Below are 23,950 nucleotides of genomic sequence, written 5' to 3'. Positions count from 1 at the left end.
TCCCGCCGCCTGCCACGGGTTCACCCGGTAGCGGGTCAGACCCAGCTCCACCTCGGCGTGCGCACCCAGCGCGTCGTGGGCGGTCAGCTCCCGCGCCACCTCGCGCGCCAGCTCCTCGTCCAGTCCCCGCGCCCGGTACATCTCGGTCAGCTCCTCCAGCTCGCCGGCCGGGTCGGTGGCCAGCTCCCAGCTCTCGCGGGCCAGGGCCGCTCGCTCCGTGTCCCGCTGCGTGCTGACCGACACGTACTCCCCGGCGGCCATCGACAGCGCTCCCGCCATGGTGCCCGCCACCCCGGCGATCAGCAGGGCCCCGCGGTTCGGCGTCGCCCCGGCCACGCCGACCACCAGGCCCGCCATGGAGACGATGCCGTCGTTGGCCCCGAGCACCGCCGCGCGAAGACCGTTGAGGAGGGACCCCAAGCGCCTCTGCTGTCCGTCCGATCCCCCGGGGCCGCTCCCGGGCCGTGCCTGTGCCATGGCGCCATGGTCGCACGAGGCCGGTCGGTGGGCGGGCACTGACTCCGGTACGGTTGTGCCGTGTTCAAGGTAGGAGTTTTCGGCGCCGATGGGCGCATGGGGTCAGAGGTCGTCAAGGCGGTTCAGGGCGCCGACGACATGGAACTCGTGGCGGGGATCGACCACGCCGACGACCGCGAAGCGGTGCTGGGGGCGGACTGCGTCGTCGACTTCACCCACCCCGACGCGGTGATGGACAACCTGGAGTGGCTCATCGGCCAAGGGATCCACGCCGTCGTCGGCACCAGCGGATTCGACGAGGCCAGGCTCGACCGGGTGCGCGCCATGCTCGCGGCCAAGCCGGGCGCCAGGGTGCTGATCGCCCCGAACTTCGGTGTGGCCGCCGTGCTCATGATGCACTTCGCGCGCAAGGCGGCGCCGTACTTCGACTCGACCGAGATCATCGAGCTGCACCACCCCAACAAGGCCGACGCCCCCAGCGGCACCGCCTACCGGACGGCCGAACTGGTCGCCGAGGCCCGGCGCGAGGCGGGTACCGCCCCGATGCCCGACGCCACCACCTCCGAGATCGCGGGCGCCCGCGGCGCCGAGGTCGACGGTGTCCGCGTGCACGCCCTGCGCATCTCCGGGCTCATCGCCCACCAGGAGGTCGTGTTCGGAACCGACGGGGAAACCCTCAAGATTCGGCACGACTCGATGAACCGCACGTCCTTCATGCCGGGTGTGCTCCTGGGTATCCGCAAGGTCGCCGACCTGCCCGATCCGCTCACTCTGGGTCTGGAACCCCTGCTCGGCCTGGACTAGGGCCTTTCTTGGGACGGGCCACCCCAGGGGGGTTCGGTTCGGGCGCCGCCAGGGTTCTTATGGATGGGGCTGCGCCGCCAGGCGTCCGTTGAGGGTGGTGGCGGGCGCCGGGCGGGCCGAAGCGAAGCGGCAGGCCCGAAAGAAACACTGCCGCGGCCCGGTCGGCCCAGGTCAGTCGCCCGGAGGTAGCACCGGCCTGCCGTCCTCCAGGTAGAGCGGGCCCCCGCCGTCCGCGACGGTGAGCGCCGCGAGCATCCGCCGGGCCGTGTGCGGGGACAGGACCTCGTGCAAGTCGCCCGGATCGTGCCAGGCCCACCCCGACAGCTCGTCGGCGGGAAGGCGCAACTCGGCGCCCTCGGGCAGTTCCGCGGTGAACAGCCACTGGAGCGCCGTGGTGCGCGGTGGACGCGCCGGGACCCAGTCCACGACCGCCACCCGCAGCACGCGCGCCTCGACTCCCAGTTCCTCGCGGAGTTCGCGGCGGCAGGCGGCCAGCGGCGACTCGTCCGCCTCGATGACCCCGCCGGGGACGCCCCAGGGCCGTTCGGGGACGTAGGTGCGTTTCACCAGCAGCACGCCGCCGGACTCGGAGCGGATCACGGCCCCCGCCGCTCCCCGGGTCGCGGGCAGACCCGCGTAGAACTCCTCTTCGGTCACGCCCTCGACCCTAGGGCACACCCGCCCCTCAGCCCAGGGCCAGACCGACCGAGAACAGCACCCCGAAGGCCAGCTGGAGTTTGCCGGTCTCGCCCAGTCCCAACACCAGGTCGCGGCCCACCTGGCCGCCCAGGACGCGGCGCGTCGGTCGCACCGCGAGCGGCACCGACAGCACCACGAGCGGAACCCACCAGTACACCGGCGTCAGCACCAGCGCCACCACGTACACCGCCGCGATCGCGCCCGCGAACAGGTGGCGGGTGCCCGCCTCGCCCAGTCGCACCGCGAGGGTGATCTTGCCGGTCTCCCGGTCCGTCGGGATGTCCCTCAGGTTGTTGATCACCAGCACCGAGCACGACAGCAGCCCCACCGGGACGGCGGCCACCCACGCCTGCCACGGCGCGGATCCCACCTGGACGAACACGGTGCCGACGACCGCCACCAGGCCGAAGAACACGAACACCGACACCTCGCCCAGGCCCCGGTACCCGTACGGAGAGCGCCCGCCGGTGTAGTACCAGGCCGCGGCGATCGCGGCCGCGCCCACCAGCAGCAGCCACCACGACGACGTCGCCACCAGGACCAGACCCACCACGGCCGCGAACGCGAAACTCGCCAGGGCCGCGGCCAACACCTGCCGGGCCGGGGCCAGACCGCTCGCGGTCAGCCGTACCGGGCCCGTCCGTTCGGCGGTGTCGGTGCCCTTCACGCCGTCGCTGTAGTCGTTGGCGAAGTTCACCCCCACCTGGAGCGCCAGCGACACCACCATCGCCAGCAGCGCCTTCCACCACACGAATCCGCCCAGCGCGACGGCCAGGGCGGTACCGACCGCCACCGGCACGACCGAGTTCGGCAGCGTACGGGGACGCGTCCCCGAGACCCATTCACTGACCGTGGCCACGTGCGGTCCCTCCACACTCGACGGCGGCGCCCAGCCCTTCCGAGCGCACGGTGATCCGACCTTTCCACGGTAGTCCCCGCTCCGCGCGGGTCGTGCCGCCCCTCCAGGGTCCGGTTCCTGGAGAGGTGGCCCCCGGACGGCATCCGAACACGGTCCGAAGCGCAGGGCCGGGAACTACGCGGTGATCGCCGCGTGCAGCCGCACCATCGCCAACGGACTTCCCAGGTCGATCTCCCGGCGGGCCCCGTCCGCGCGCCACCCGGACGACTCGAAGAAGGAGCGCAGCGCGTTGTCGGCCTCGGGCACCCACACGTACACGGTGCCGAAACCGGACTCGACCAGCTGGTCCACGCACGCGTTCAGCAACCGGCTCCCGTGCCCCCGCCGGGTCAGTTCCGGCGCCACGTGCAGCGCGAACACCTCCGCGTCCTTGCCCGGCCACAGGTCCGGGTCACCGGCCGGACCGAACGCGGCGAAGCCGACGACCGTCCGCTTCCCCGCCTCCTCGTCCGTGGCCACGACCAACCGGTGCCGTGAGGTCGGGGGCGACGCCACCGCCGAACTCCACTGCTCCCGGAAGCGTTCGCGGGCCTCCCCGCCCCCCATCTCCTCCAGCACCTCGTCGGGCAGCAGCTCCCCGTACACCGACCGCCACGACGCCACCTGGACGGCCACGACGGCGTCCACGTCGGCGGCACGGGCGGGGCGGACGAACTGGGCACTGGACATGGTCGGGCCTCCTCAGGCGGCAAGATGACCAACGCCGGAGTTTCCGGACCTTGCCATGGCATGGGAACATCTACGTCGTGAGCCTCATTATCAGAGTTATCGTGAACGCGCTCGCCCTTTGGGCGGCTGTCTACCTGGTCGACGGGATCGAGGTCGCGACCCGGGACACGACCGAGCAGATCCTCGTCTACCTTGGTGTCGGTGCGATCTTCGGCCTGGTCAACGCCGTCATCAAACCGATCGTCAAAACGGTGGGGTGCCTGTTCTACGCCCTGACCCTGGGACTGATCGGCCTGGTCGTCAACGCGCTGCTGCTCCTGCTCACGGAGTGGGTCGCCGGTCTGTTCGACGTCCCCTTCAGCATCGACGGGTTCTGGCCCGCGTTCTGGGGAGCCATCATCATCTCGATCGTGAGCTGGCTGGCCAGCCTGTTCCTCCCGGACGGCGACGACGGCTGACCGCCCACCCCCGTCCCGCCGCGCTGACCTGCGAGCGGACCCCGGACCCGCCCGAGTGGCGCGGGTCCGGGACGGGTAGGTTCACATTCCGGGCCATCAACCTCGACCCACGAGGACGGCGGCCCGCGCAGGCTCGACCCCGCGCACGGGGCACACCAGATCTTTCCCGTGACCGGAACGGACTCCGCCGGTCGCGGTGGCGGTCGCGTCGCGCCGCCCGCCCGTGTCCGGGCACACCCGGACCGCGGGCACGTCCGACTGTTGACACACACTGAGAGGAGGAGGGGCACACCCGGGCCCACCCGCCCCGCAGCGGCGGCCCGAACGCCTTATCACAGCGATGGTGGACACCAAGAACCGCCCATTCGGCAAGATGCTGACCGCGATGGTCACGCCCATGCTCGAGGACGGCGAACTCGACTACGAGGGTGCGGCCCGTCTGGCCGCCTACCTGGTCGACGAGCAGCACAACGACGGCCTCATCATCAGCGGCACGACTGGTGAGTCGCCCACGACCAGCGACGACGAGAAGGACCGCCTGCTCCGCACGGTCCTGGAGGCGGTCGGCGACCGCGCCACCGTCGTGGCCGGGGTCGGCACCAACGACACCCGGCACAGCATCCGGCTCGCCAAGGCCGCGGAGAAGGCGGGCGCGCACGGTCTGCTGGCCGTGACCCCCTACTACAACAAGCCGCCGCAGGAAGGCCTCATCCGGCACTTCACCTCGATCGCCGACGCGACCGGGCTGCCGGTCATGCTCTACGACATCCCGCACCGCACCGGGACGCCGATCGCCTCCGAGACCCTCGTCCGGCTGGCAGAGCACCCGCGTATCGTCGCCAACAAGGACGCCAAGGACAACGTCGGCGCCAGCTCCTGGGTCATGGAGCGCACCGACCTCGCCTACTACTGCGGCACCGACATCCTCAACCTGCCGCTGCTGTCGGTGGGCGCCGCCGGGTTCGTCAGCGTGGTCGGCCACATCGTCGGCTCCGACCTGCGCGAGATGATCGACGTCTACGAGGCGGGCGAGGTCGGCCAGGCGCTGGCCATCCACCGCCGTCTCACTCCCGTCTACACGGGGATGTTCCGCACCCAGGGCGTCATCACCACCAAGGCCGTGCTCAACCTGTTCGGCCTGCCCTCCGGCCCGGTGCGCACGCCGCTGGCGGACGCCTCCCCCGAACTCCAGGCCCTCCTGCGCGAGGACCTGGCCGCGGCGGGCGTCAAGGGTCCGATCGGCCTCGCCCCCCACCAGGCCGTCCCGGCCAGCGCCGTCAACGTCGAGCGCCTGGCGGAGGGGTCCGTATGAGTCACCCCCACCCCGAACTGGGGTCCCCGCCGCCGCTCGGCGAGGGCGCGCTGCGCGTCGTCCCCCTGGGCGGACTCGGGGAGATCGGCCGCAACATGACGGTCTTCGAGTACGGCGGTCGCCTGCTCATCGTCGACTGCGGCGTCCTCTTCCCGGAGGAGGAGCAGCCCGGCGTCGACCTGATCCTGCCGGACTTCGACTACATCCGGGACCGGCTCGACGACGTCGAGGCGATCGTGCTCACCCACGGGCACGAGGACCACATCGGTGGCGTGCCGTTCCTGCTGCGCGAGCGCGCCGACATCCCGATCGTCGGCTCCAAGCTCACCCTGGCGCTGATCACCGCCAAGCTGGGCGAGCACCGCATCAAGCCGGAGACGGTCCTGGTCGAGGAGGGGGAGCGGCACGACTTCGGCCCCTTCGACCTGGAGTTCTTCGCGGTCAACCACTCCATCCCCGACGCGCTGGCGATCGGCATCCGCACCCCGGCCGGGACGGTGCTGCACACCGGCGACTTCAAGATGGACCAGCTGCCGCTGGACGGACGCCTCACCGACCTGGGCGGCTTCGCCCGGTTCGGCGACGAGGGCGTGGACCTGCTGCTGTCGGACTCCACCAACGCCGAGCAGCCGGGCTTCGTGGTCAGCGAGCGCGACCTCAACGAGGCCATCGACAAGGTGTTCCGCACCTCCGACAAGCGCATCGTCGTGGCCTGCTTCGCCTCCCACGTGCACCGCGTCCAACAGGTGATCGACGCCGCCGTCAAGCACGGCCGCAAGATCGCGTTCGTGGGCCGCTCCATGGTCCGCAACATGAACATCGCGCGCGACCTGGGTTACCTGAGCGTGCCCGGGGACACCATCATCGACGTCAAGCAGCTCGACCAGCTGCCGCCCGACGAGGTCCTGATGGTGTGCACGGGGTCGCAGGGCGAGCCGATGGCCGCACTGAGCCGCATGGCCAACCGCGACCACCAGATCCGCATCGAGGAGGGCGACACCGTCCTGCTCGCGTCCTCGCTGATCCCGGGCAACGAGAACTCCGTCAACCGGGTGATCAACGGCCTGACCCGCTGGGGCGCCAAGATCGTGCACAAGGGCAACGCCCTGGTGCACGTGTCCGGGCACTCGTCCGCCGGTGAGCTGCTGTACGTGCTCAACATGGTGCGGCCGCGCAACTTCATGCCGGTGCACGGCGAGTGGCGGCACCTGCGCGCGCACGCCGACCTGGCCAAGGCCACCGGTATCCCGCAGGACCGGATCTGTATCGCCGAGGACGGCGTCGTCGTCGACCTGTACAAGAACCGGGCCAAGATCGTCGGCGCGGTCCAGGCCGGGTACGTGTACGTGGACGGCTCGTCGGTCGGTGACGTCTCCGAGGCCTCGCTCAAGGACCGCCGCATCCTCGGCGAGGAGGGGTTCATCTCCGTCGTCGTGGCCGTGGACTCCACCACGGGCAAGATCCTCGGCGATCCCGAGATCCACACCCGCGGCGCCGGGATCGCCCCGGACGCCTACGACGACGTCATCGACAAGCTCCAGGCCGCCCTGGACAAGGCCGCCGGTGACGGCGTCAACGACCCGCACCAGCTCCGGCAGCTCATCCGCCGCAGCGCGGGCCGGTGGGTGAACGAGACCTACCGCCGTCGTCCGATGATCATCCCCGTCCTGGTCGAGGTCTGACCGGACGTTCCACGGTTACGGCCCGAGGCGCGACCAGCGCACTCGGGCCGTACGGCGTTCCCGGGCCGGTCCGCGCGACACGCCGGCGGGGAACCCCGTCGGGGCTGGACTTCCTAGTAGGCTGCCCGCCGTGGCGGGCCGCCCTGCCCGCCGGACCGAACGAGTCGCTCCCCTGGAGGTGTGCCCCCCATGGCCACGCGAGCCAAGTCCTCCGGAGGATCGGGGCGCAGGAAGCCCGCCAAGCGGCGCTCCTCGCCCCCGGCGATGCCCGACGGGCCCATCGCCTTCGTCGTGACCCTGTTCGGACAGTTCCTGCTCGTGCTGTGGAAGGTCATCGCGCACACCGTGGGCGGAGCGGCGCGGGCCGTGGGGCGCAGCGCCCGTGACCTCGACCCCGACCTGCGCAGGGACGGCGCCGGGCTGGTCCTGCTGGCGGCTGGGGTCCTCATCGCCGGCGCCGTGTGGTGGCAGAGCGAGGGCCTGCTCCTGCGGGCCACCCGCACCGTCGTGGTCGGCGGCTTCGGGACCTTCTCCCCGATCCTGCCGCTGCTGTTCCTGCCCCTCGCCGTCCGGCTGATGCGTACCCCCTCCAACGCGAAGGAGGGCGACGCCGGGCGCCTGTTCATCGGCTTCAGCGCGATCATGCTGGGCCTGCTCGGACTCATCCACATCGGCCACGGTGTACCCCAGCCCTCCGAGGGACTGGAGGCGCTCATGGACTCGGGCGGGCTCATCGGCTACGTCGCCTCCGGCCCGCTCAGCGCGATCGTCACCCCGTGGCTGACCGGTCTGCTCCTCGCCCTCATCCTGGTCTTCGGTGTCCTGGTGGTCACCGCCACGCCCATCCGGCGCATCCCCGACCGCCTCCAGACCCTCTTCGGCGCGCTCATGGAACGCGACACCGGCCCCGATTCGGGTCTGGGCATCCTGGGCGCCGACCCCGAGCCGGACCAGCCCAAACGGCGCCGCAAGCCGAGGCGCAAGCCCACCGAGGAGACCGTGGCGGGCGACCACGAGCGTCCCTACGACAGCCCCGTCCTGCCCAGCGAGCCCGACACCGCGCCCCTCGCGCCGGCTCCGACCGACGAGGACGCGGAGCGGCCCCGGCCGAAGCGGAAGGGGAGGGGAAGGGGCGAGTCCGCCCCGGAGGAGCACTCCCCGACCCCCGACCCCTCACCGCCGCCGGTCACCACCGAACAGCTGTCCATCCCCTCCCGGGTCGTGGACGGCGACTACGAACTGCCCGCGCCGGGCATGCTCAAGCCCGGCAGCCCCGTCAAACCGCGTACCCGGGCCAACGACGAGGTCGTCGAGGCGCTCTCCGGCGTGCTCACCCAGTTCGGCATCGACGCCGAGGTCACCGGGTTCACCCGGGGGCCGACGGTGACCCGTTACGAGATCGAGCTGGGCCGGGCGGTCAAGGTCGAGAAGGTCACCGCGCTGACCAAGAACATCTCCCTGGCGGTCAAGAGCGCCGACGTGCGCATCCAGTCGCCGATCCCCGGCAAGTCCGCCATCGGCGTGGAGATCCCCAACACCGACAAGGACATCGTCAGCCTGGGAGACGTCCTGCGCTCGTCGTCGGCCACCTCCGACGACCACCCCATGCTGGTGGGCCTGGGCAAGGACGTCGAGGGCACCAACGTCGTGGCCAACCTCGCCAAGATGCCGCACGTGCTCGTCGCGGGCGCCACCGGCGCCGGTAAGTCCACCTGCATCAACGGGCTGATCAGCTCGCTGATGATGCGCGCCACCCCCGACGAGGTGCGCATGATCCTGGTCGACCCCAAGCGGGTCGAACTGACGATGTACGAGGGCATTCCACACCTGATCACCCCCATCATCACCAACCCCAAGCGGGCCGCCGAGGCGCTCCAGTGGGTCGTGGGGGAGATGGACCGGCGCTACGACGACCTGGCCGCCTCCGGCTACCGCCACGTCGACGACTTCAACGCCGCCGTGCGCACGGGTGAGCTGAAGGCGCCCCCCGGCAGCGAGCGCGAGTACCAGCCCTACCCGTACCTGCTGGTGATCGTGGACGAGCTCGCCGACCTGATGATGGTCGCCCCCCGCGACGTCGAGGACGCCGTCGTGCGCATCACCCAGCTGGCCCGCGCGGCCGGCATCCACCTGGTCCTGGCCACCCAGCGGCCCAGCGTGGACGTCGTCACCGGTCTGATCAAGGCCAACGTGCCCTCCCGGCTGGCGTTCGCCACCTCCAGCCTCTCCGACAGCCGGGTCATCCTCGACCAGCCCGGCGCGGAGAAGCTCGTCGGCAAGGGCGACGCGCTCTTCCTCCCCATGGGGGCGGGCAAGCCCATCCGGCTCCAGAACGCCTGGGTGTCGGAGAAGGAGATCCGGGCGATCGTCGAGCACTGCAAGAAGCAGTCCGAACCCGACTACCGCGAGGACGTCGCCGCCGGGGAGACGAAGAAGAAGGAGATCGACGAGGACATCGGCGACGACCTCGACCTTCTCCTCCAGGCCGTCGAACTGGTGGTCACCACCCAGTTCGGCTCGACCTCCATGCTCCAGCGCAAGCTGCGCGTGGGCTTCGCCAAGGCGGGCCGCCTCATGGACCTCATGGAGAGCCGCGACGTCGTCGGCCCCAGCGAGGGCTCCAAGGCCCGCGACGTCCTGGTCACCCCCGACGACCTGCCGGGCGTCCTCGCCGAGATCCGCGGCGGCTGACCGCGACCCGCCTCGGTCGCCGACGACCGCACCGGGGTGGGTCCTCCCGACCGGACGCCGGAGATCTGTCCGATTTGGCGTGATCTTTGGGGGGACCTTGGGCGTGGTGGCCTGCGTGTTCGAGCACGGAAGAGCAGAGTGGTTCCGTGTGAGCGCACAAAGTAGCGGGGGGAGCGCGCATGGCGACGATCGGTCAGACCCTGGCGGCGGCCCGGGTGGCCGCGGGACTCACGGTCGCGGACCTCAGCACCCGTACACGCATTCGGGAGCAGGTCCTGCGTGGTATCGAGCGGGAGGACTTCCTTCCATGCGGAGGCGACTTCTACGCGCGCGGGCACATCCGCGGTATCTGCCGGGCCCTGGGCCTGGACCCCGCGCCGCTCCTCGACGAGTTCGACCGTGAACACGCCCGACCCGGCACGGCCGCCTTCGTCCCGCCCGCGCGGCACCCCGCGGCCGGGCCCTCGGCGGCCCGCGCCACCACCGAGGCCGCGCGCGGCCGGGCGTGGGGGGAGGAGTTCACGGAGACGCACACGGCGGGACGCGGTCCCGGCGGGGACACCCACGACCCCGGCGGCCGATCAGAGCGGTGGGGCCACTTCGAACGCAGCCAGCACGTGCGTGGGCGCGTCCGCCAGGGGCGGCGCACCCGCGCGGGTGCGACCGCCGTGCCAGGGCCCCGCCGCACCGCCGAAGGGCAGGGCCGCCGCCCGGCGGGTGAGCCCGGTCCCCGGCCGCGCCAGGCGATCAGCGCGACCCGGACCAGGCGCGGCGAGGCGGTCCGCCGGCACTGGCCGTGGGCCGTGGTCGGCGTCATCCTTCTCCTGGGCGCCTTCGTGGGCGTGCACGCCTGGCAGGAGTGGGAGGGCGGCAACCCGCTGCGCGCCGCCTTCGACCGCGGATCGGACACGGTCGACTCCTCCGTCGGTGTGCCCGCGGCCCCCGTGCCCGCTGAACGGCCCTCGATCGACGAACCGGTCCCCGAGGAGCCGAAGGAGATCACCATCGCCGTCACCGCCTCCGACCGTAGCTGGGTCAAGGTCACCGATCCCGACGGGGAGGACCTGTTCACCGGATTCCTCCTCGACGGCGACACGGAGGAGTACGTGACCGAGGACACCATCGGACTGTGGGTCGGCGACGCGGGCGTGGTCAGCGTGGCCGTCGACGGGGAGGACCTCGGCGCGCTCGGGCGGTCCGGGGAGGTCACCTCCGTCACCGTCGGGGCCGACGGCGTGGAGGGGTAGGCCGTGTCCGTCGTGGGCCTCCGGCGCGGTGCCCACTCTGTTCGGGCGCCCCGACGGCAGGGATCCCCCACCCTCGGCCACGCCTGTCGCCCGTTCCTCGCCACGCGGCTCTCCTCGCCCACCCGTAGCCCACCACCACCCTCAACGGACGCCTAAGGCGCAGTCTCGATCTTTGAGAACCCTGCCCGCGCCCGAACGACGAACCCCCTGGGGTGGTCGCTCCGGAGACGGCACTCGGGAGAGGCGAGCACGGTACGGGTGGGTGACGCGTCCACGGTAGTGTGGTGGGTCGTGGGCGGTGCCGTCAGGCGCCGAGCCGCGCGCGGGGGCCGCCGGATCCGCCGCGCCGCGCACCCGCACACCACGTCGAAGCTCTCCCACACCTTGGAAGCCATGTCATCGCGCCGTACTGTCTCGCTCGTCACCCTGGGGTGTGCGCGTAACGAGGTCGACTCCGAAGAGCTGGCCGGACGCCTCTCCGAAGGCGGATGGGAACTCGTGGAGGGTGAGGCCGACGTGACCGTCGTCAACACCTGCGGGTTCATCGACGCGGCCAAGCAGGACTCCATCCAGACGATCCTGGACGCCGCGGAGAACGGCGGCCAGGTCGTCGCCGCGGGCTGCATGGCCGAGCGCTACGGCTCCGAGCTCGCCGAGGCCCTGCCTGAGGCCCAGGTCATCGGGTTCGACGACTACGCGGCCATCACCGACCGCCTCGACGACGTCGTCGCCGGGCGCACGCTCGTCCCGCACGACCCGCGGGACCGGCGCACCCTGCTGCCGATCAGCCCGGTGGACCGCGACGCCGCCGACGTCCACGTCCCCGGCCACGCGGCCTTCGCCGACGCCGAGGGCGCGGAGGGGACCGAGCTGCCCTACCGCGCGGCCGTGCCGAGGCGCCGTCTGACCGGAGGACCGGTCGCCAACCTCAAGATCGCCTCCGGCTGCGACCGCCGGTGCACCTTCTGCGCGATCCCCGCCTTCCGGGGCGCCTACATCTCCCGCCACCCCGACGAGATCGTCCGCGAGGCCGAGTGGCTGGCCGGCGAGGGGGTGCGCGAGGTCTTCCTGGTCAGTGAGAACTCCACGTCCTTCGGCAAGGACCTCGGCGACGTGCGGGCCCTGGAGAAGCTCCTGCCGCGCCTGGCCGCCGTGGAGGGCCTCGACCGGGTCCGCGTCAGCTACCTCCAGCCCGCCGAGGTGCGTCCCGGTCTGGTGGATGTGCTCACCTCCACCCCCGGGGTCGTGCCCTACTTCGACCTGTCCTTCCAGCACGCCAGCGGCCCGCTGCTGCGCCGCATGCGCCGCTTCGGCGACCGCGAGCGCTTCCTGGAGCTCCTGCGCACGGTGCGCGAGCGCACGCCCGAGGCCGGGGCCCGCTCCAACTTCATCGTGGGCTTCCCCGGGGAGACCGAGGAGGAGTTCGAGGACCTGGTCGCCTTCCTCGGCGAGGCCCGTCTGGACGCCATCGGCGTGTTCGGGTACTCCGACGAGGACGGCACCGAGGCCGTCGGCCACGAGGGCAAGGTGCCCGCCGAGGTGATCGAGGAGCGCGTGGAGCGGCTCAACCGGCTCGCTGAGGAGCTCATGGCCCAGCGCGCGGAGGAGCGGGTCGGTTCGGAGGTCACCGTCCTGGTCGAGTCCGTACTGGAGGACGGCGCGTACGAGGGCCGCGCCGACCACCAGGCGCCCGAGGTGGACGGCAGTACCATCCTCTACGGCGAGGGTCTGGCCGTGGGCGACCTCGTCCGGGCCACCGTGATCCAGGCCGCGGGGGCCGACCTCGTCGCGGAACAGGACGAAGCGCCGGACGGGGAAACCGGAGACAGATGAGCACCCACGATTCCGCGGCGTCACCCGCCCCCCGCGTTCCCCTGTGGAACATCGCGAACATCCTCACGATGAGCCGTCTGGTCATGGTGCCGGTGTTCGTGTGGTTCATGTTCCTGGACGGACCGTGGTGGCGGTTGGCCGCGTTCGCGGTGTTCGTGCTGGCGGCGGTCACCGACCGGATCGACGGTGAGCTGGCCCGCCGCCGCAACCTGGTCACCGATTTCGGCAAGATCGCCGACCCCATCGCTGACAAGGCGTTGACCGGGGCGGCGCTGGTCGTGCTCTCCCTCCAGGGCGACCTGTGGTGGTGGGTGACCATCGCCATCCTCGTCCGCGAGTGGGGCATCACCGCGCTGCGCTTCGCGGTCCTGCGCTACGGCGTCATGCCCGCCAGCCAGGGCGGCAAGCTCAAGACCGTGCTCCAGATCGTGGCGATCAGCCTCTACCTCTTCCCGGCGGCGCTGCTGCCGTTCAGCGCGGTGTTCACCTGGGCCGCCCACATCGTGATGGGCGCGGCCCTGGCGGTGACGGTCTGGACCGGCCTGGCCTACGTGGTCGACGCGATCCGCCTCATCCGCGCCAAGGACGGGCGTACGGAGTGAGCGCTCCGCCCGGTGCCCCGGACCTCGGCGGTGACGCGCTCACCGCGGCCGAGGCCGTGCACCGGGCGCTGCTGGAACGCGGTTTCACCTGCGCCACCGCCGAGTCACTCACCGGAGGGCTCATCGGCGCCCACCTGACCGCCGTCCCCGGCGCCTCCACCACCTACCGGGGCGGAGTCGTCACCTACGCCACCGACACCAAGGCGGGCCTGTTGGGGGTCCCCGGGGACCTGCTGGCCGCCCACGGAGCGGTCCACCGCGACGTGGCCGCCCACATGGCGGCGGGCGTGCGCCGTCTGATGGGCGCCGACTACGGGGTCGCGGTGACCGGCGTCGCCGGTCCGGACCCCCAGGACGGCCAGCCCGTCGGCACGGTCTTCGCGGCCGTCTCCGCACCCACCGGGACCAGCGCTGTTCGCGAGTTCCGTTTCACCGGGGATCGTTCGGGTATCCGCTACCACACGGTCGAGGGCGCCCTGGCGCTCCTGGAGTCGACCGTCCGCGGGAACGCGGTGGGAGCCGCTCGGACCTGACCCCTCCGGTCGGTCGCCCTCTCCCGTGCGACGGGAACAAAACCACTCCAGCTAGTGGTTCCCCCTCCAGCGAACAGGATGGCAAGAGGTGCCCGAATCGGGCGTGGGGCAGGTACGGTGTTGTATATGAAGGTCGCTACCGGTGGGAGGGAGCGCGAATGATGGTCCTGCTTCGTCACCTACTTGGTGACGTGCTCAGGCGGCTGCGACAGCGCCAGGGCCGCACCCTCCGCGAGGTGTCGGCCGATGCACGTGTGTCCCTCGGCTACCTCTCGGAGGTCGAACGGGGTCAGAAGGAAGCCTCTTCCGAGCTGCTCTCTTCGATCTGCGGGGCACTGGGTGTCCCGCTTTCCCAGGTGTTGCGGGAGGTCTCCGACCAGCTCGCCCTCGCGGAGCTCCAGGAGGCCGCACTGTTGGGTGACACGGTCACGAGCGACCCCGTCGCAGCCCAGGACCTCGGCATCGAACCGGTACCGGATCGCGTTCCCCACGTCGCCGACATGGTGGGGGTCTGACCTCCACGGATCCGTCCGTACATCCTCGTGACCACGTGAAGGAGCCGGCCACCCCGGGTGGCCGGCTCCTTCACGTCTGGGTCGGGGCGTTCGCCGCGTCCCGGCGGCCCTCAGGGGTGGGTGTGGTTCACCCAGGCGTCGGGGTCCTCGGCCAGTGCCCGAACGGTCTCGGGCAGCTGGTTGGTGACCAGGTGCTGGAGGTTGACGCCCTCCAGGATCGCGCGCTCGCTGGCGCGCAGGGCGATCCACACCTGTTGGAGACTGCGTGCCGCGCCGTCGTAGTCGACGTGCTCGGGGCGTTCGCCACGGACGTTGGCCAGGGGGCCGTCGACGGCGCGGATGATGTCGGCGAGGGAGATCTCCTCGGCCGNCCGGGGCGGGGGGGGGGAGCCAGTAGCCCCCGACGGGGCCGCGCTGGCTGCGCACCAGGCCGGCGCGGCGGAGCTGGGTGAGGATGTTCTCCAGGAACTTTCCGGGGATGGCCTGGGCGCGTGCGAGCTGCTCGGCCGTCACCGGCCCCTCACTGGCGACAGCGAGTTCTGCGGCCGCGCGTAGCGCGTAGTCGACCCGGGCTGAAAGGCGCATGCTGTGATTATGCCGTGGTTAGAAGGGCGAATGGGGCACCGGGCGGCGGCGGGTACGTCGACGCCCGGGGTGCTACACGTTAAGAGTACTTCTCCTACCGGCTTTCGGGGACATACGCGGGGTCACCCGGGTCACGTCCGAGGGCGTCCCGCACGGCGGCGGGCAGACCTTCGGCCCGGCTCCTGGAGGGAGGCGGAACCGGGCCGAAGAGGCGGGGCGTGCGCCGCGGAGGCGGGTCCGGGGTGTGATGCGGGTCTCACGCGCCCCCGGAGGCGGCGCCCACCACACCGCTGGCGCCCAGCAGTTCGGCGGCGCTCAGTCCGTTGACGTGAGCGGCGCCGTAGGTGCGCACGTGGGTGCCGTGGTCGGGCCGCCAGATCGGTAGCCCCATCTCCACCACCACGGCGGTCGGCCGGGCACTGAGCAGGCATGTGACGAGCTCGCGGGCCTCCGGGTACCGGTGCGCGTCGCGGACCACCACGACCAGGTCGCGGTCCCGGGCCTCGGCGAGCAGCCGCTCGGCGTGCGCCGGGTCGGGTGAGACCCGCTCCGTGCCGGGGAACCAGGGCCCCAGGCCCCAGGGCACCTCGCCCACGGCCATGCCGGGCGGGGCGTCCACCTCGACGACGTAGGGGTCGGACAGCGTCGGCAGGTCGCCCTCGACCCGGATCGCCCGCCGGGCCCCGGACAGCCCGATGCCGTCGGTCTCGGGGGACGCGGCGCGGTGGGCCGCGGAGTCCCTGATCCAGGCGCGCAGCCGCAGGGTGTGCTCGGCGGCCTCCTCCAGGCGCTCTCCGGGCAGGCGGCCCTCGTGCACGGCCGCGACGAGGGCCGCGCGCACGGCGGCGATCTCGTCGGCGTAGACGAACCGGCCCAGGCACAGCAGGTCGCATCCGGCGGCCACCGCGCGGACGCAGGCCTCGGGGACGCCGATCCGCTCGCTGACGCCGCGCATCTCCATCGCGTCGCTGACGACGGTGCCGGTGAAGCCGAGCTCCTCGCGCAGCAGCCGCGTGACCACGTTCGGGGTGAGGGTCGCCGGACCACGACCGCCGAGGGCGGGGACCTCGATGTGCGCGGTCAGGACCGCCTGGACGCCCGCGTCGATCGCGGAGCGGAAGGGCAGGAGCTCACGGCGGTGCAGCAGGTCGGCGTCGGCGTCCACACGCGGCAGGACGTGGTGGGAGTCCTGGGAGGTGGCACCGTGCCCGGGGAAGTGCTTGGCGCACGCGGCGAGGCCCGCCTCCTGGAGGCCGAGCACGGCCGCGGCGCCGTGGCGGGCCACGAGTTCGGGGTCGGAGCCGAAGGAGCGCGTGCCGATCACGGGGTTGTCGTCAGCGACGTTGACGTCCACTGACGGGGCGAGGTCGAAGTTGAAGCCGAGCTGGGCCAGCCGCCCGCCGAGGGAGCGGTGGGTGGCCCGGGTCAGGTCGGGGTCGTCGACCGCGCCGAGGGCGGCGTTGCCGGGATAGTCGCTGCCGTGGGCCTGCCCGATGCGGGTGACGTCGCCGCCCTCCTCGTCGAGTGAGATGAGGGGGGTGTCCGCAGCCTCGGCCAGCCGCGCGTTGAGGGCGGTGACCTGCTCGGGGCCGTCCAGGTTGTTGTGGAACAGGCAGACGCCCGCGATGCCGTCCGCCAGGCCCTCCAGCACCCAGCGTGGGGCGTGGTGGGACTCGAATGGCACCAGGAGGGTGGCGTTGGCCAGGCGCTCCAGGGTCGGGTCGTTCGGCATGGCGAACTCCGTTCGGTGAGCGAGGGTGCCCATGGCAGGGCAGACGTGTGGCGTAGGGGTGGCGGAGGAGAGGACGGGAGGGGCGGCGTGGGCCCGCGGGGAGCCGCCGCGCGGGCCCACGCCGGGACGGGGGCGGGCGGCTCAGCCCTTGACCGCGCCCATGGTCAGGCCGGAGACCATCCGTCGCTGGACCAACAGGAAGAAGACCATCACCGGGACCGTGAGCAGGGTGGAGGCGGCCATGATCGACCCCCACTCGATGGAGACCGCGCCGAAGTAGTACTGCAGCGAGATCGGCAGGGTGTAGGCGCCGGAGTTGTTCTGCAGGAAGGTGAAGGCGACCAGGAACTCGTTCCAGGCGGTGATGAACGCGAAGATGCTCGACGCGGCCAGACCGGGGGCCACCAGCGGCATGAGGATGCGCCAGAAGACGGTCCAGCCGTTGGCGCCGTCGATCGCGGCGGCCTCCTCCAGCTCCTTGGGCACCGCGGCCACGAAGTTGCGCACCATGAGGATGGTGATCGGCAGCATGACCGCGACGTAGACGACGAACACGCCCGAGAGGTTGTTCACCAGCTCCATGTCCAGGGTGTTGCCCAGGTGGAAGAAGTTGACGAACAGGGAGATGATCAGGGCCTCGATCGGCACCATCTGGATGACGAGCAGCATGATGATGAAGGCCGAGCGCAGTCGGAACCGGAACCGGGCGACGGCGACGGCGGCGAACAGCGACACCAGGGCGGCGAAGGCCACCGAGCCGATGGTCACCACGAGGCTGTTGGTCAGGAAGGACCAGAACGAGGTTCCCGGGATCAGGACGCCCGAGATGACCCGCTCGAAGTGCTCGAAGGTGATCTCCCGCGGGAGCACGGTGGGCTCACGCGTGAAGATCTCGCCGGTGGGGCGCAGCGCGGTGGCCAGGACCCAGTAGACGGGGAACACCGCGAAGACGAACACCGCGGCGGCGGCGGCGTACATGCCGACGCTGCCGGCGATCTTGCGCAGCCGGTAGACGTTGTTCATCGGACCTCCCCCTGGCGGATCATCACGCGCAGGTAGTAGGCGGTGATCGCGAGAACCAGAACGGTCATGATCACGGCGATCGCGGACCCCATGCCGTAGTTCGGCGGTGTGGAGGCGAAGCCCAGCTGGTAGATGTACACGGGCAGCAGCGCCACCTCACGGTTGTCGACACCGTCGGCGAGGATGAACAGCTGCGTGAAGATGCGGAAGTCCCAGATCACCTGGAGGATCAGCAGCAGGGCGAACAGCGGGCGCAGCATCGGGACGGTGACGTTCCAGAAAGTCCGCCACGCGTTCGCGCCGTCCATCCGCGCGGCCTCGTACAGTTCGCCCGGAATGCTCTTGAGACCGGCCAGCACGCTGATGGCCACGAACGGGAAGGACTGCCAGACGACGGTGATGATGAGGATCGGGAACAGGGTGCCGGGGTCGTTGAACCAGTTGAACTCCGCCCACCCCGATCCGACGAGCCAGTTCGGAAGGGCGTCCAGGATGGTGTTGACCAGTCCGTACCGGGTGTCGAAGAGCCAGCGGTAGACGATCGCGGCGCTGATCACCGGGGTGGCCCAGGCCAGCATCAGACCGAGTCCGAGCGTCGTCGAGGCCCACCCGGGGAGCTTGTTGAGCAGGATGCCGACGAGCGTGCCGAGCAGCATCGTCAGCAGCACCATGGCCAGGCAGACCACGATGGTGTTGCGGAAGATCGTCCAGAAGCGCTCGTCCGTGAGGACGGAGGTGTAGTGGGCGAATCCGTTCCACTCGGCCTCGTCGCCCATGAGCTGGCGCAGGCCGTAGTCGTGCAAGGACATCCAGACCATCTGCACGATCGGCCACAGCAGGACCAGGGACAGGATGATCAGGGCGGGGAGGATGAGCAGGTAGGGGGTGAGCCGGCGGCGTGTCCGCGTCGCCAGCCCACCGGTGTTCGCCCCGTTCCCCTTGCGCTTGTGAGCGCTGGAGGGGCGTTCCAGTGTCTGTGTCATGGGAAGTTCTCACCTGGCGTTAGGGAGGGGCGGTCGCCGCGGTCCACGGCGACCGCCCCCGTACCGCGTGCTCCGGGCACGCGGGGTGCGACTATTCAGTGGGGCGGTTGAGCGCCTCGGTGAGCTCTTCGTTCAACTCGGGCAGCACGTCGTCGGCGTCCTCCCCCTCGGCCAGGCGCGCCACGGCGGTCTGGATGGTGGTCAGCTCCCACTGGACGTGCCCCCAGTTCGGGGTGTCCGGGAACAGTCGCAGATCACCGGTCGCCTGGGTGGCCGCGCCGGCCAGGACGGGGTCGTTCTGGAACTCCTCGCTCTCCAGGACGTCGGCGTAGGTCGGGAACATCGAGGAGACCTCGTTGAACGGGAGGGCGTTCTCCTTGCTGTTCAGCGTCGTGATGTAGTCGAACGCCGCCTCGGGGTGCTCGGTGGTGTTCCACACGGCCAGGTCGGAGCCGCCGCCGAAGGCCGGGGCCATGCCCTCGGCGCCGGGGATCGGCGCCGTCGCCCACTGGTCGGCGTGCTCGTCGTTGATGTCCTCGAGCTGCGTACGGGCCCAGGGGCCGTCGATGAACATGCCGATCTCGCGGTTGACGAAGTCCGCGTGGGCGCAGTCAACCTCGGTGAGGCCGATGCAGGCCTCCGGGGAGATGCCGTCGACGGTCAGGCCGGCGTAGAACTCCAGCGCCTCGGCGGTCGGCTCGGAGTCGAGTCGCCCGACCCACTCGTTGCCCTCGCGGGTGGCGAAGTCACCGCCGTTGGACCACACGAAGCTGGCGATGCCGTTCATGAAGTCCGTGGGAGCGGCGAAACCGGGGACGCCGTACTCCTCCTCGATGTCGGTGGCGACCGTCTCCAGCTCCTCCCAGGTCTGCGGCGGCTCGTGGCCGAGCTCACGGAGCCAGTCGGCGTTGTACCACAGGGCGCGCACGCCGCTGTACCACGGAACGCTGTACTGGGCGTCGTCGAAGGTGCCGTTGGCGTAGGCGCCCTCGAGGACGTCCTCGCGCTCCTCCCAGCCCTCGGCGAGTTCGGCGACGTCGTAGAGGGCGCCCGCGTTGGCCCAGGTCGGGACCTGGTCGTTGCCGATCTCCACGACGTCGGGGCCGCCGCTGACGATCGCGGTCTGGAACCGCTGGGAGAACTCGCCCCACGGGATCCACTGGACCTCGACCTCGGTGTCGGGGTACTGCTCCTGGTACTGCTCGGCGACCGTGTTCATGAACTCGGTCTGCGCTTCGGTGGCGTCACCCATCCGCCAGACGGTCAGGGTCTCCGGCGCGTCGGCCGGACCGCTGTCTCCGTCACCGTCGGAACCGCCGGAGCACGCGGCCGCGAGCAGAGCCACGGCCGTGACCGCTGCGATCTTCGGGAACTTCATGTGTACCTGTCTCCCTTCGCACGACGCGCCGGGTACGACGCCTGTGCTCGAGGGGGCCTGGGATCATGGACTGATCCCGCCGCCTCGACGTCTTACTGGGGGATGTGCTCTACAGCACGTTGGCCGCCCCGCCGGCGCGGGTACCGGGGAGTCCGATAGTAGGTCGGACCTGCCGGGACGTGACCTCCTGTGAGGTTGTGAGCTAAATTAACAGGAAACTTTCCTAATAAAAACAGGGTGAGGTGTCACGGTTATGTCTCAACGTCCGGGGACTCCCCGGCTGCTGCGCCAGCTCAACGACCGCGCGGCACTGGAACTGCTGCTGTCCGCCGGTCCGCTGACCCGGACGCAGCTCGGGACGAGGACCGGCCTGTCGAAGGTCACGGCCTCACAACTCCTCGCGCGGTTGGAGGAGCGCGACCTCGTCCGTGTCGTGGGAAGCCGGGCCGGGGGGCGTGGGCCGAACGCGGCCTTGTACGCCGTCGTGCCCGAGAGCGCCTACGTGGCCGCCCTCGACGTCAGCGCACACCGCGTCACCGCCACCATCGCCGACATCACCGGCGAGGTCGTGGGCGACGTCACCGTCGACCCCAGCACCTCCGACGACCCCGTCGCCCTGGTGCACACAGCCGTCATGCGCCTGGCCGACACGGCCGGGGTCCCCCTCGACCGCGTGCGGGCGTGCGTCATCGGCACACCCGGTGTGGTGGACCCCCGCACGGGCGACATCCGCTTCTCCTTCGACCTCATGACCTGGCACGAGGGCGTCCTGGAGGCCCTGCGCGCCGACCTCAAGCGGTCGGTGGTGATCGAGAACGACGTGAACCTGGCCGCGCTCGCCGAGCACGCCTCGGGGGCCGCCGAGGGCGTGGACGAGTTCGTACTCATCTGGCTCAGCGCCGCGGGCGGCGTCGGCATGTCCACCATGATCGACGGGCGGATACACCGGGGCCGATCCGGCGGTGCGGGTGAGATCGGCTACCTCCCGGTACCCGGGGCCCCCACACCCGTCGAGGCCGGGGTCTCCGGTGGCTACCACACGATGGACTCGACCGGTGAGCTGCCGCACGGCTTCCAGGCCCTGGTCAAGTCCAAGGCGATGGTCGCGCTGGCCCGGGAGCACGGGATCGAGGGAACCGACGTCACCGAGGTCGTGGCGGCCGCCGCCCGCGCCGCGACCCCCGAGGCCGACGCCTTCCTGGACGTGTTCGCCGAGCGCCTGGCGCGCGGTGTCGCGGCGGTCAGCGTGATCCTCGACCCCGGACTCGTGGTCCTGGGCGGGGACGTGGCCCGGGCCGGGGGCGAGAAGCTCGCCGAGCGGATCCAGGCCGCCAACGCGCGCATCGCGCCGAACGAGACCGAGGTCCGCCTGGGCGCGGTCGAGGGCAGCCCCGTGGTGCGCGGCGCCCTCCTACACGCCCTGGAACGCGCCCGTGAGGAGGTCTTCTCCTCCACCGTCTGAGGCCGCGTGCCGCGCTCCACCCCCTGGACCCGACCCCTCACCCGACGGGGCGCGGCCGCGGGCTCAGCCGACGACCGGCTCGAACGAGTCGACGACCTCGGTCATGACCCGCTCGTAGTCGGAGAACTCCGCGGCGGGAACGGTGAACCGGATGATGTGGATCCCCACCTCGTCGACGGTCACCGTCTTCCACAGACCGTGCCGGGCCGGCTCGGCGTAGTTCGTGTTCCGATACGTCCCCTCCAGGTAGGCCGTCCGCCAGTCCCGGGGGTCGTCGGGCCCCCGCTCCAGCCGGATCCGCTCCCAGTCCGTGGAGTCCGAGTCCGCGCCGCCGGCGATGTTGTAATCGGTCTCCTCCAGCCAGTCCCACCCGGTGTACTCACCGCCGTTCCACCCCTCCAAGGACAGCACCAGCGTGTCGATCCGGTGGTCCCCGGCCGGTTCGGTGAACGTCCGCCGCTCGCTGTAGGCGCCGTCCCCCATCCTCTGCTCGGCCGCCGTGCCGCTCCGGCGCTCCCACCCCTCGGGGTACCGGAGCGTGTACAGGGCGCCCCCGTAGGTGGCCCATTCCGTCCGCGCACCGCGGCCGGTCAGGTGGACAGCGCTTCCGGCGCCCAGAAGACCCACCCCGGCTCCGGCGCCGATCAACAGCGCCCGACGGCGGTTCGGCCCGGGCACCGGCGGCGGCGCGGGTGGCGACGAAGACGGCGGCGGATCCGGTTCGAGCATGTCGAGCGCCTCGTCCGGTGTGGGGCGGGCCTCGGGGTCCCGGTCGAGCAGGGCCCCGATCAGGGCGCCGAGGCGACCCCCGACGGGAGGCGGCGGCACCGGATCCTCCGTGATCGCCCTGAACGTGGCCACCGCGGACTCACGCCGGAACGGCGAAGCGCCCCCCACCGCCCTGAACAGCGTGATCCCCAGACTCCACATGTCCGAGGCCGCCGGGGCCCCGTCCTCCCCGAACCGCTCCGGCGCCATGTACTCCAACGTGCCCAACCGTGCCCCGCTCGCGGTCAGCGTGGTACTGGCGTCGAGCACGCTGGCGATCCCGAAGTCGGTGAGGACGATCCGGCCCGCGTCCTCGGTCAGCATGATGTTGGCGGGCTTGACGTCCCGGTGGATCACACCCATCCGGTGCGCCGTGCCCAGCGCCCGCAACATCGACCGGGCCAGGTGCTCCGCCTGGTCGGCCGGCAGCGCGCCGGACTCGCGCAGCCGCTGCTGGAGGGACCGCCCGCTCAGCAGCTCCATGACGATGTAGGGGTCGCCGTTCTCCCTCAACACGTCGTGGACGGTCACCACACAGGGATGCCTGACACCCGCGGCGGCCCGGGCCTCGCGGACCATGCGCGCCCGGGCCTCGTCCCGCTCGTCCTCGGGGATGTCGGGCGGGAGCCGGAGCTCCTTGATGGCCACGTCCCGGTGCAGATCGGGATCGTGCGCGCGCCAGACGGTTCCCATCCCGCCGCCGCCGAGCCGCTCACGGATGACGTAGCGATCGACACGGGAGCGACCGTTCGAGGGCATGGCGGGCCTTTCGCACAGGGGGGAGGTGCGAGCCCGAAGATACCAACGCGGCCCCGCCCCGGACGCCGTACCGTCAGCCCAACGGCCGCACCATCACCACGCGCGGCAGGACCCGGATCCCCGCCCTCTCCTCGGCCGCCCAGAGCCCTTCCAAGTCCGGCCCCCAGTCCTCCCGCGCCAGGGGGACGAAGCCGCGCCGCGCGTACCAGGGGGCGTTCCAGGCCAGATCGCGGAAGGTCGTCAGGGTCACCTCCCGGTCCCCACGCTCGGCGGCCTCGGCGCACACGGCCTCGAGCAGGGCCGAGCCGAGTCCGCGCCGCCCGTGGCCGGGGTGCACGGCCAGCTGCTCCAGGTGCGTGTGCCCGTCCACGAAGACCGTGGCGGCCAGGCCCCGCACGGGCTCACCCGCGACCAGGATCCGGTCAGCGTGCTCGATCAGCTCGCGCGGATCATCCGGCGGCAGCACCACACCGGCGTCGGCGAACACCGTGTCGGCCGCGAGCGACGTCGCCACGACCTCCGGCACGTCCTCCGGACGCATCGGACGGATCCCCGTGTCCACCCCCCCCTCGCCGCTCCTTCCGTCACCGCCCCCGACGGGAGGTCGCACGGATGCTATCCGACCCGCAGCCGCAGCCCCTTGGGCGTCACGTGGAACCCGGCCGCCACCAGCGCCGTGTCCACGGCGGTACCGAACACCTCCCCGCCGTCCGCCCGCTCCACCGTGACAGTGCCGAGCGCACCGGCCCGCACGACCTCGGCCAGAGCTCGGGCCGCCCGGTCCAAGGCCGCCGGGGAGGACCCGAAGGTGAGCACGGA

At 71.5% G+C, this 23,950-nt stretch carries 22 protein-coding genes and 1 pseudogene; 11 read left to right on the top strand and 12 right to left on the bottom strand.

Going from position 1 to position 23,950, the window contains the following annotated elements; all coding sequences use genetic code 11:
* Nucleotides 1–477, bottom strand: a 477-nt coding sequence (locus D471_RS0111490; protein ID WP_193789759.1) for a VIT1/CCC1 transporter family protein, incomplete at its 3' end; no start/stop codon positions are given.
* Between the two features lie 60 nt (nt 478–537).
* Here D471_RS0111490 and dapB point away from each other — a divergent pair.
* Nucleotides 538–1,281 (top strand): 4-hydroxy-tetrahydrodipicolinate reductase, encoded by a 744-nt coding sequence (gene dapB / locus D471_RS0111485; RefSeq protein WP_083924199.1) that lies wholly within the window; start codon nt 538–540, stop codon nt 1,279–1,281.
* Nucleotides 1,282–1,452: 171 nt separating this feature from the next.
* Here the strand turns inward: dapB and D471_RS0111480 are convergent, their stop codons facing one another.
* The 3 genes from D471_RS0111480 to D471_RS0111470 all read right to left on the bottom strand — a co-directional run bounded on the left by D471_RS0111480 (nt 1,453) and on the right by D471_RS0111470 (nt 3,568).
* Nucleotides 1,453–1,938, bottom strand: a complete 486-nt coding sequence (locus D471_RS0111480) for an NUDIX domain-containing protein (protein WP_017598751.1) — start codon at nt 1,936–1,938, stop codon at nt 1,453–1,455.
* Between the two features lie 28 nt (nt 1,939–1,966).
* Entirely contained in the window at nt 1,967–2,839 is an 873-nt protein-coding gene (locus D471_RS0111475; protein WP_017598750.1) for a 1,4-dihydroxy-2-naphthoate polyprenyltransferase, read from the bottom strand.
* A 174-nt stretch (nt 2,840–3,013) separates the two neighbouring features.
* Entirely contained in the window at nt 3,014–3,568 is a 555-nt protein-coding gene (locus tag D471_RS0111470) for a GNAT family N-acetyltransferase (RefSeq protein WP_017598749.1), read from the bottom strand.
* Between the two features lie 77 nt (nt 3,569–3,645).
* Between D471_RS0111470 and D471_RS0111465 the strand changes: the two genes are divergently transcribed.
* The 9 genes from D471_RS0111465 to D471_RS0111425 all read left to right on the top strand — a co-directional run bounded on the left by D471_RS0111465 (nt 3,646) and on the right by D471_RS0111425 (nt 14,441).
* Entirely contained in the window at nt 3,646–4,026 is a 381-nt protein-coding gene (locus D471_RS0111465; protein WP_083924198.1) for a phage holin family protein, read from the top strand.
* A 340-nt stretch (nt 4,027–4,366) separates the two neighbouring features.
* Nucleotides 4,367–5,338 (top strand): 4-hydroxy-tetrahydrodipicolinate synthase, encoded by a 972-nt coding sequence (gene dapA / locus D471_RS0111460; protein WP_017598747.1) that lies wholly within the window; start codon nt 4,367–4,369, stop codon nt 5,336–5,338.
* Complete coding sequence (locus D471_RS0111455) at nt 5,335–7,020, top strand: ribonuclease J (RefSeq protein WP_017598746.1); 1,686 nt, start codon at nt 5,335–5,337, stop codon at nt 7,018–7,020. The genes dapA and D471_RS0111455 overlap by 4 nt, the downstream gene beginning before the upstream one ends.
* A 189-nt stretch (nt 7,021–7,209) precedes the next feature.
* Nucleotides 7,210–9,711 carry a DNA translocase FtsK gene (locus tag D471_RS0111450; RefSeq protein WP_026127625.1) on the top strand — a complete coding sequence of 834 codons (2,502 nt, stop codon included), beginning with the start codon at nt 7,210–7,212 and terminating at the stop codon, nt 9,709–9,711.
* A 179-nt stretch (nt 9,712–9,890) separates the two neighbouring features.
* Nucleotides 9,891–10,958: a helix-turn-helix domain-containing protein gene (locus D471_RS0111445; RefSeq protein WP_017598744.1), complete on the top strand. Its 1,068-nt coding sequence runs from the start codon at nt 9,891–9,893 to the stop codon at nt 10,956–10,958.
* Between the two features lie 393 nt (nt 10,959–11,351).
* A complete protein-coding gene (gene rimO / locus D471_RS0111440; RefSeq protein WP_026127624.1) occupies nt 11,352–12,791 on the top strand; it encodes a 30S ribosomal protein S12 methylthiotransferase RimO in 1,440 nt (479 codons plus the stop codon).
* On the top strand, nt 12,788–13,393 hold the full coding sequence (pgsA, locus tag D471_RS0111435; RefSeq protein WP_017598742.1) for a CDP-diacylglycerol--glycerol-3-phosphate 3-phosphatidyltransferase: 606 nt from the start codon (nt 12,788–12,790) through the stop codon (nt 13,391–13,393). Before rimO ends, pgsA begins: the two co-directional genes overlap by 4 nt.
* Nucleotides 13,390–13,926 carry a CinA family protein gene (locus D471_RS0111430; RefSeq protein ID WP_017598741.1) on the top strand — a complete coding sequence of 179 codons (537 nt, stop codon included), beginning with the start codon at nt 13,390–13,392 and terminating at the stop codon, nt 13,924–13,926. The genes pgsA and D471_RS0111430 overlap by 4 nt, the downstream gene beginning before the upstream one ends.
* 158 nt (nt 13,927–14,084) lie before the next feature.
* Nucleotides 14,085–14,441 carry a helix-turn-helix domain-containing protein gene (locus tag D471_RS0111425; protein ID WP_017598740.1) on the top strand — a complete coding sequence of 119 codons (357 nt, stop codon included), beginning with the start codon at nt 14,085–14,087 and terminating at the stop codon, nt 14,439–14,441.
* A 110-nt stretch (nt 14,442–14,551) separates the two neighbouring features.
* Here D471_RS0111425 and D471_RS33980 read toward each other — a convergent pair.
* The 5 genes and pseudogenes from D471_RS33980 to D471_RS0111395 form a co-directional block, all read right to left on the bottom strand.
* A pseudogene (locus tag D471_RS33980) lies at nt 14,552–15,026 on the bottom strand (RrF2 family transcriptional regulator).
* A 256-nt stretch (nt 15,027–15,282) separates the two neighbouring features.
* On the bottom strand, nt 15,283–16,758 hold the full coding sequence (locus D471_RS0111410) for a glycoside hydrolase family 3 protein (protein ID WP_017598737.1): 1,476 nt from the start codon (nt 16,756–16,758) through the stop codon (nt 15,283–15,285).
* Between the two features lie 141 nt (nt 16,759–16,899).
* Nucleotides 16,900–17,781, bottom strand: coding sequence for a carbohydrate ABC transporter permease (locus D471_RS0111405; RefSeq protein ID WP_017598736.1), 882 nt, complete (start codon nt 17,779–17,781; stop codon nt 16,900–16,902).
* On the bottom strand, nt 17,778–18,764 hold the full coding sequence (locus D471_RS0111400; protein ID WP_017598735.1) for a carbohydrate ABC transporter permease: 987 nt from the start codon (nt 18,762–18,764) through the stop codon (nt 17,778–17,780). The genes D471_RS0111405 and D471_RS0111400 overlap by 4 nt, the downstream gene beginning before the upstream one ends.
* A 91-nt stretch (nt 18,765–18,855) precedes the next feature.
* A complete protein-coding gene (locus D471_RS0111395; RefSeq protein WP_017598734.1) occupies nt 18,856–20,142 on the bottom strand; it encodes an extracellular solute-binding protein in 1,287 nt (428 codons plus the stop codon).
* Nucleotides 20,143–20,395: 253 nt separating this feature from the next.
* Between D471_RS0111395 and D471_RS0111390 the strand changes: the two genes are divergently transcribed.
* Nucleotides 20,396–21,604, top strand: coding sequence for an ROK family transcriptional regulator (locus D471_RS0111390; RefSeq protein WP_017598733.1), 1,209 nt, complete (start codon nt 20,396–20,398; stop codon nt 21,602–21,604).
* A 63-nt stretch (nt 21,605–21,667) separates the two neighbouring features.
* On the opposite strand, the gene D471_RS33975 is transcribed toward D471_RS0111390, so the two are convergent.
* From D471_RS33975 to D471_RS40130, 3 genes are all read right to left on the bottom strand, one after another.
* A complete protein-coding gene (locus D471_RS33975) occupies nt 21,668–23,131 on the bottom strand; it encodes a serine/threonine-protein kinase (RefSeq protein WP_051059151.1) in 1,464 nt (487 codons plus the stop codon).
* A 73-nt stretch (nt 23,132–23,204) separates the two neighbouring features.
* Nucleotides 23,205–23,672: a GNAT family N-acetyltransferase gene (locus D471_RS0111380; protein ID WP_193789760.1), complete on the bottom strand. Its 468-nt coding sequence runs from the start codon at nt 23,670–23,672 to the stop codon at nt 23,205–23,207.
* A gap of 74 nt (nt 23,673–23,746) precedes the next feature.
* A partial coding sequence (locus tag D471_RS40130) for a hypothetical protein (protein WP_017598731.1) occupies nt 23,747–23,950 on the bottom strand: 204 nt, incomplete at its 5' end.

The organism is Nocardiopsis lucentensis DSM 44048, assembly GCF_000341125.1.
Classification (GTDB): Bacteria; Actinomycetota; Actinomycetes; order Streptosporangiales; family Streptosporangiaceae; genus Nocardiopsis; species Nocardiopsis lucentensis.
The sequence above is the reverse complement of the archived record's forward strand: the minus strand, read 5'-3'. Positions and strand labels throughout refer to the sequence as shown.

Excerpts from the sequence above, each read along its gene's own strand:
- D471_RS0111405 (WP_017598736.1), bottom strand. The coding sequence starts at position 17,781 with ATGAACAACGTCTACCGGCTGCGCAAGATCGCCGGCAGCGTCGGCATG.
- pgsA (WP_017598742.1), top strand. The coding sequence starts at position 12,788 with ATGAGCACCCACGATTCCGCGGCGTCACCCGCCCCCCGCGTTCCCCTG.
- D471_RS0111450 (WP_026127625.1), top strand. The coding sequence starts at position 7,210 with ATGGCCACGCGAGCCAAGTCCTCCGGAGGATCGGGGCGCAGGAAGCCC.
- D471_RS0111425 (WP_017598740.1), top strand. The coding sequence starts at position 14,085 with ATGATGGTCCTGCTTCGTCACCTACTTGGTGACGTGCTCAGGCGGCTG.
- D471_RS0111445 (WP_017598744.1), top strand. The coding sequence starts at position 9,891 with ATGGCGACGATCGGTCAGACCCTGGCGGCGGCCCGGGTGGCCGCGGGA.
- D471_RS0111400 (WP_017598735.1), bottom strand. The coding sequence starts at position 18,764 with ATGACACAGACACTGGAACGCCCCTCCAGCGCTCACAAGCGCAAGGGG.
- rimO (WP_026127624.1), top strand. The coding sequence starts at position 11,352 with ATGTCATCGCGCCGTACTGTCTCGCTCGTCACCCTGGGGTGTGCGCGT.
- D471_RS0111410 (WP_017598737.1), bottom strand. The coding sequence starts at position 16,758 with ATGCCGAACGACCCGACCCTGGAGCGCCTGGCCAACGCCACCCTCCTG.
- D471_RS0111470 (WP_017598749.1), bottom strand. The coding sequence starts at position 3,568 with ATGTCCAGTGCCCAGTTCGTCCGCCCCGCCCGTGCCGCCGACGTGGAC.
- D471_RS0111380 (WP_193789760.1), bottom strand. The coding sequence starts at position 23,672 with ATGCGTCCGGAGGACGTGCCGGAGGTCGTGGCGACGTCGCTCGCGGCC.
- D471_RS0111455 (WP_017598746.1), top strand. The coding sequence starts at position 5,335 with ATGAGTCACCCCCACCCCGAACTGGGGTCCCCGCCGCCGCTCGGCGAG.
- dapA (WP_017598747.1), top strand. The coding sequence starts at position 4,367 with ATGGTGGACACCAAGAACCGCCCATTCGGCAAGATGCTGACCGCGATG.
- D471_RS33975 (WP_051059151.1), bottom strand. The coding sequence starts at position 23,131 with ATGCCCTCGAACGGTCGCTCCCGTGTCGATCGCTACGTCATCCGTGAG.
- D471_RS0111390 (WP_017598733.1), top strand. The coding sequence starts at position 20,396 with ATGTCTCAACGTCCGGGGACTCCCCGGCTGCTGCGCCAGCTCAACGAC.
- D471_RS0111395 (WP_017598734.1), bottom strand. The coding sequence starts at position 20,142 with ATGAAGTTCCCGAAGATCGCAGCGGTCACGGCCGTGGCTCTGCTCGCG.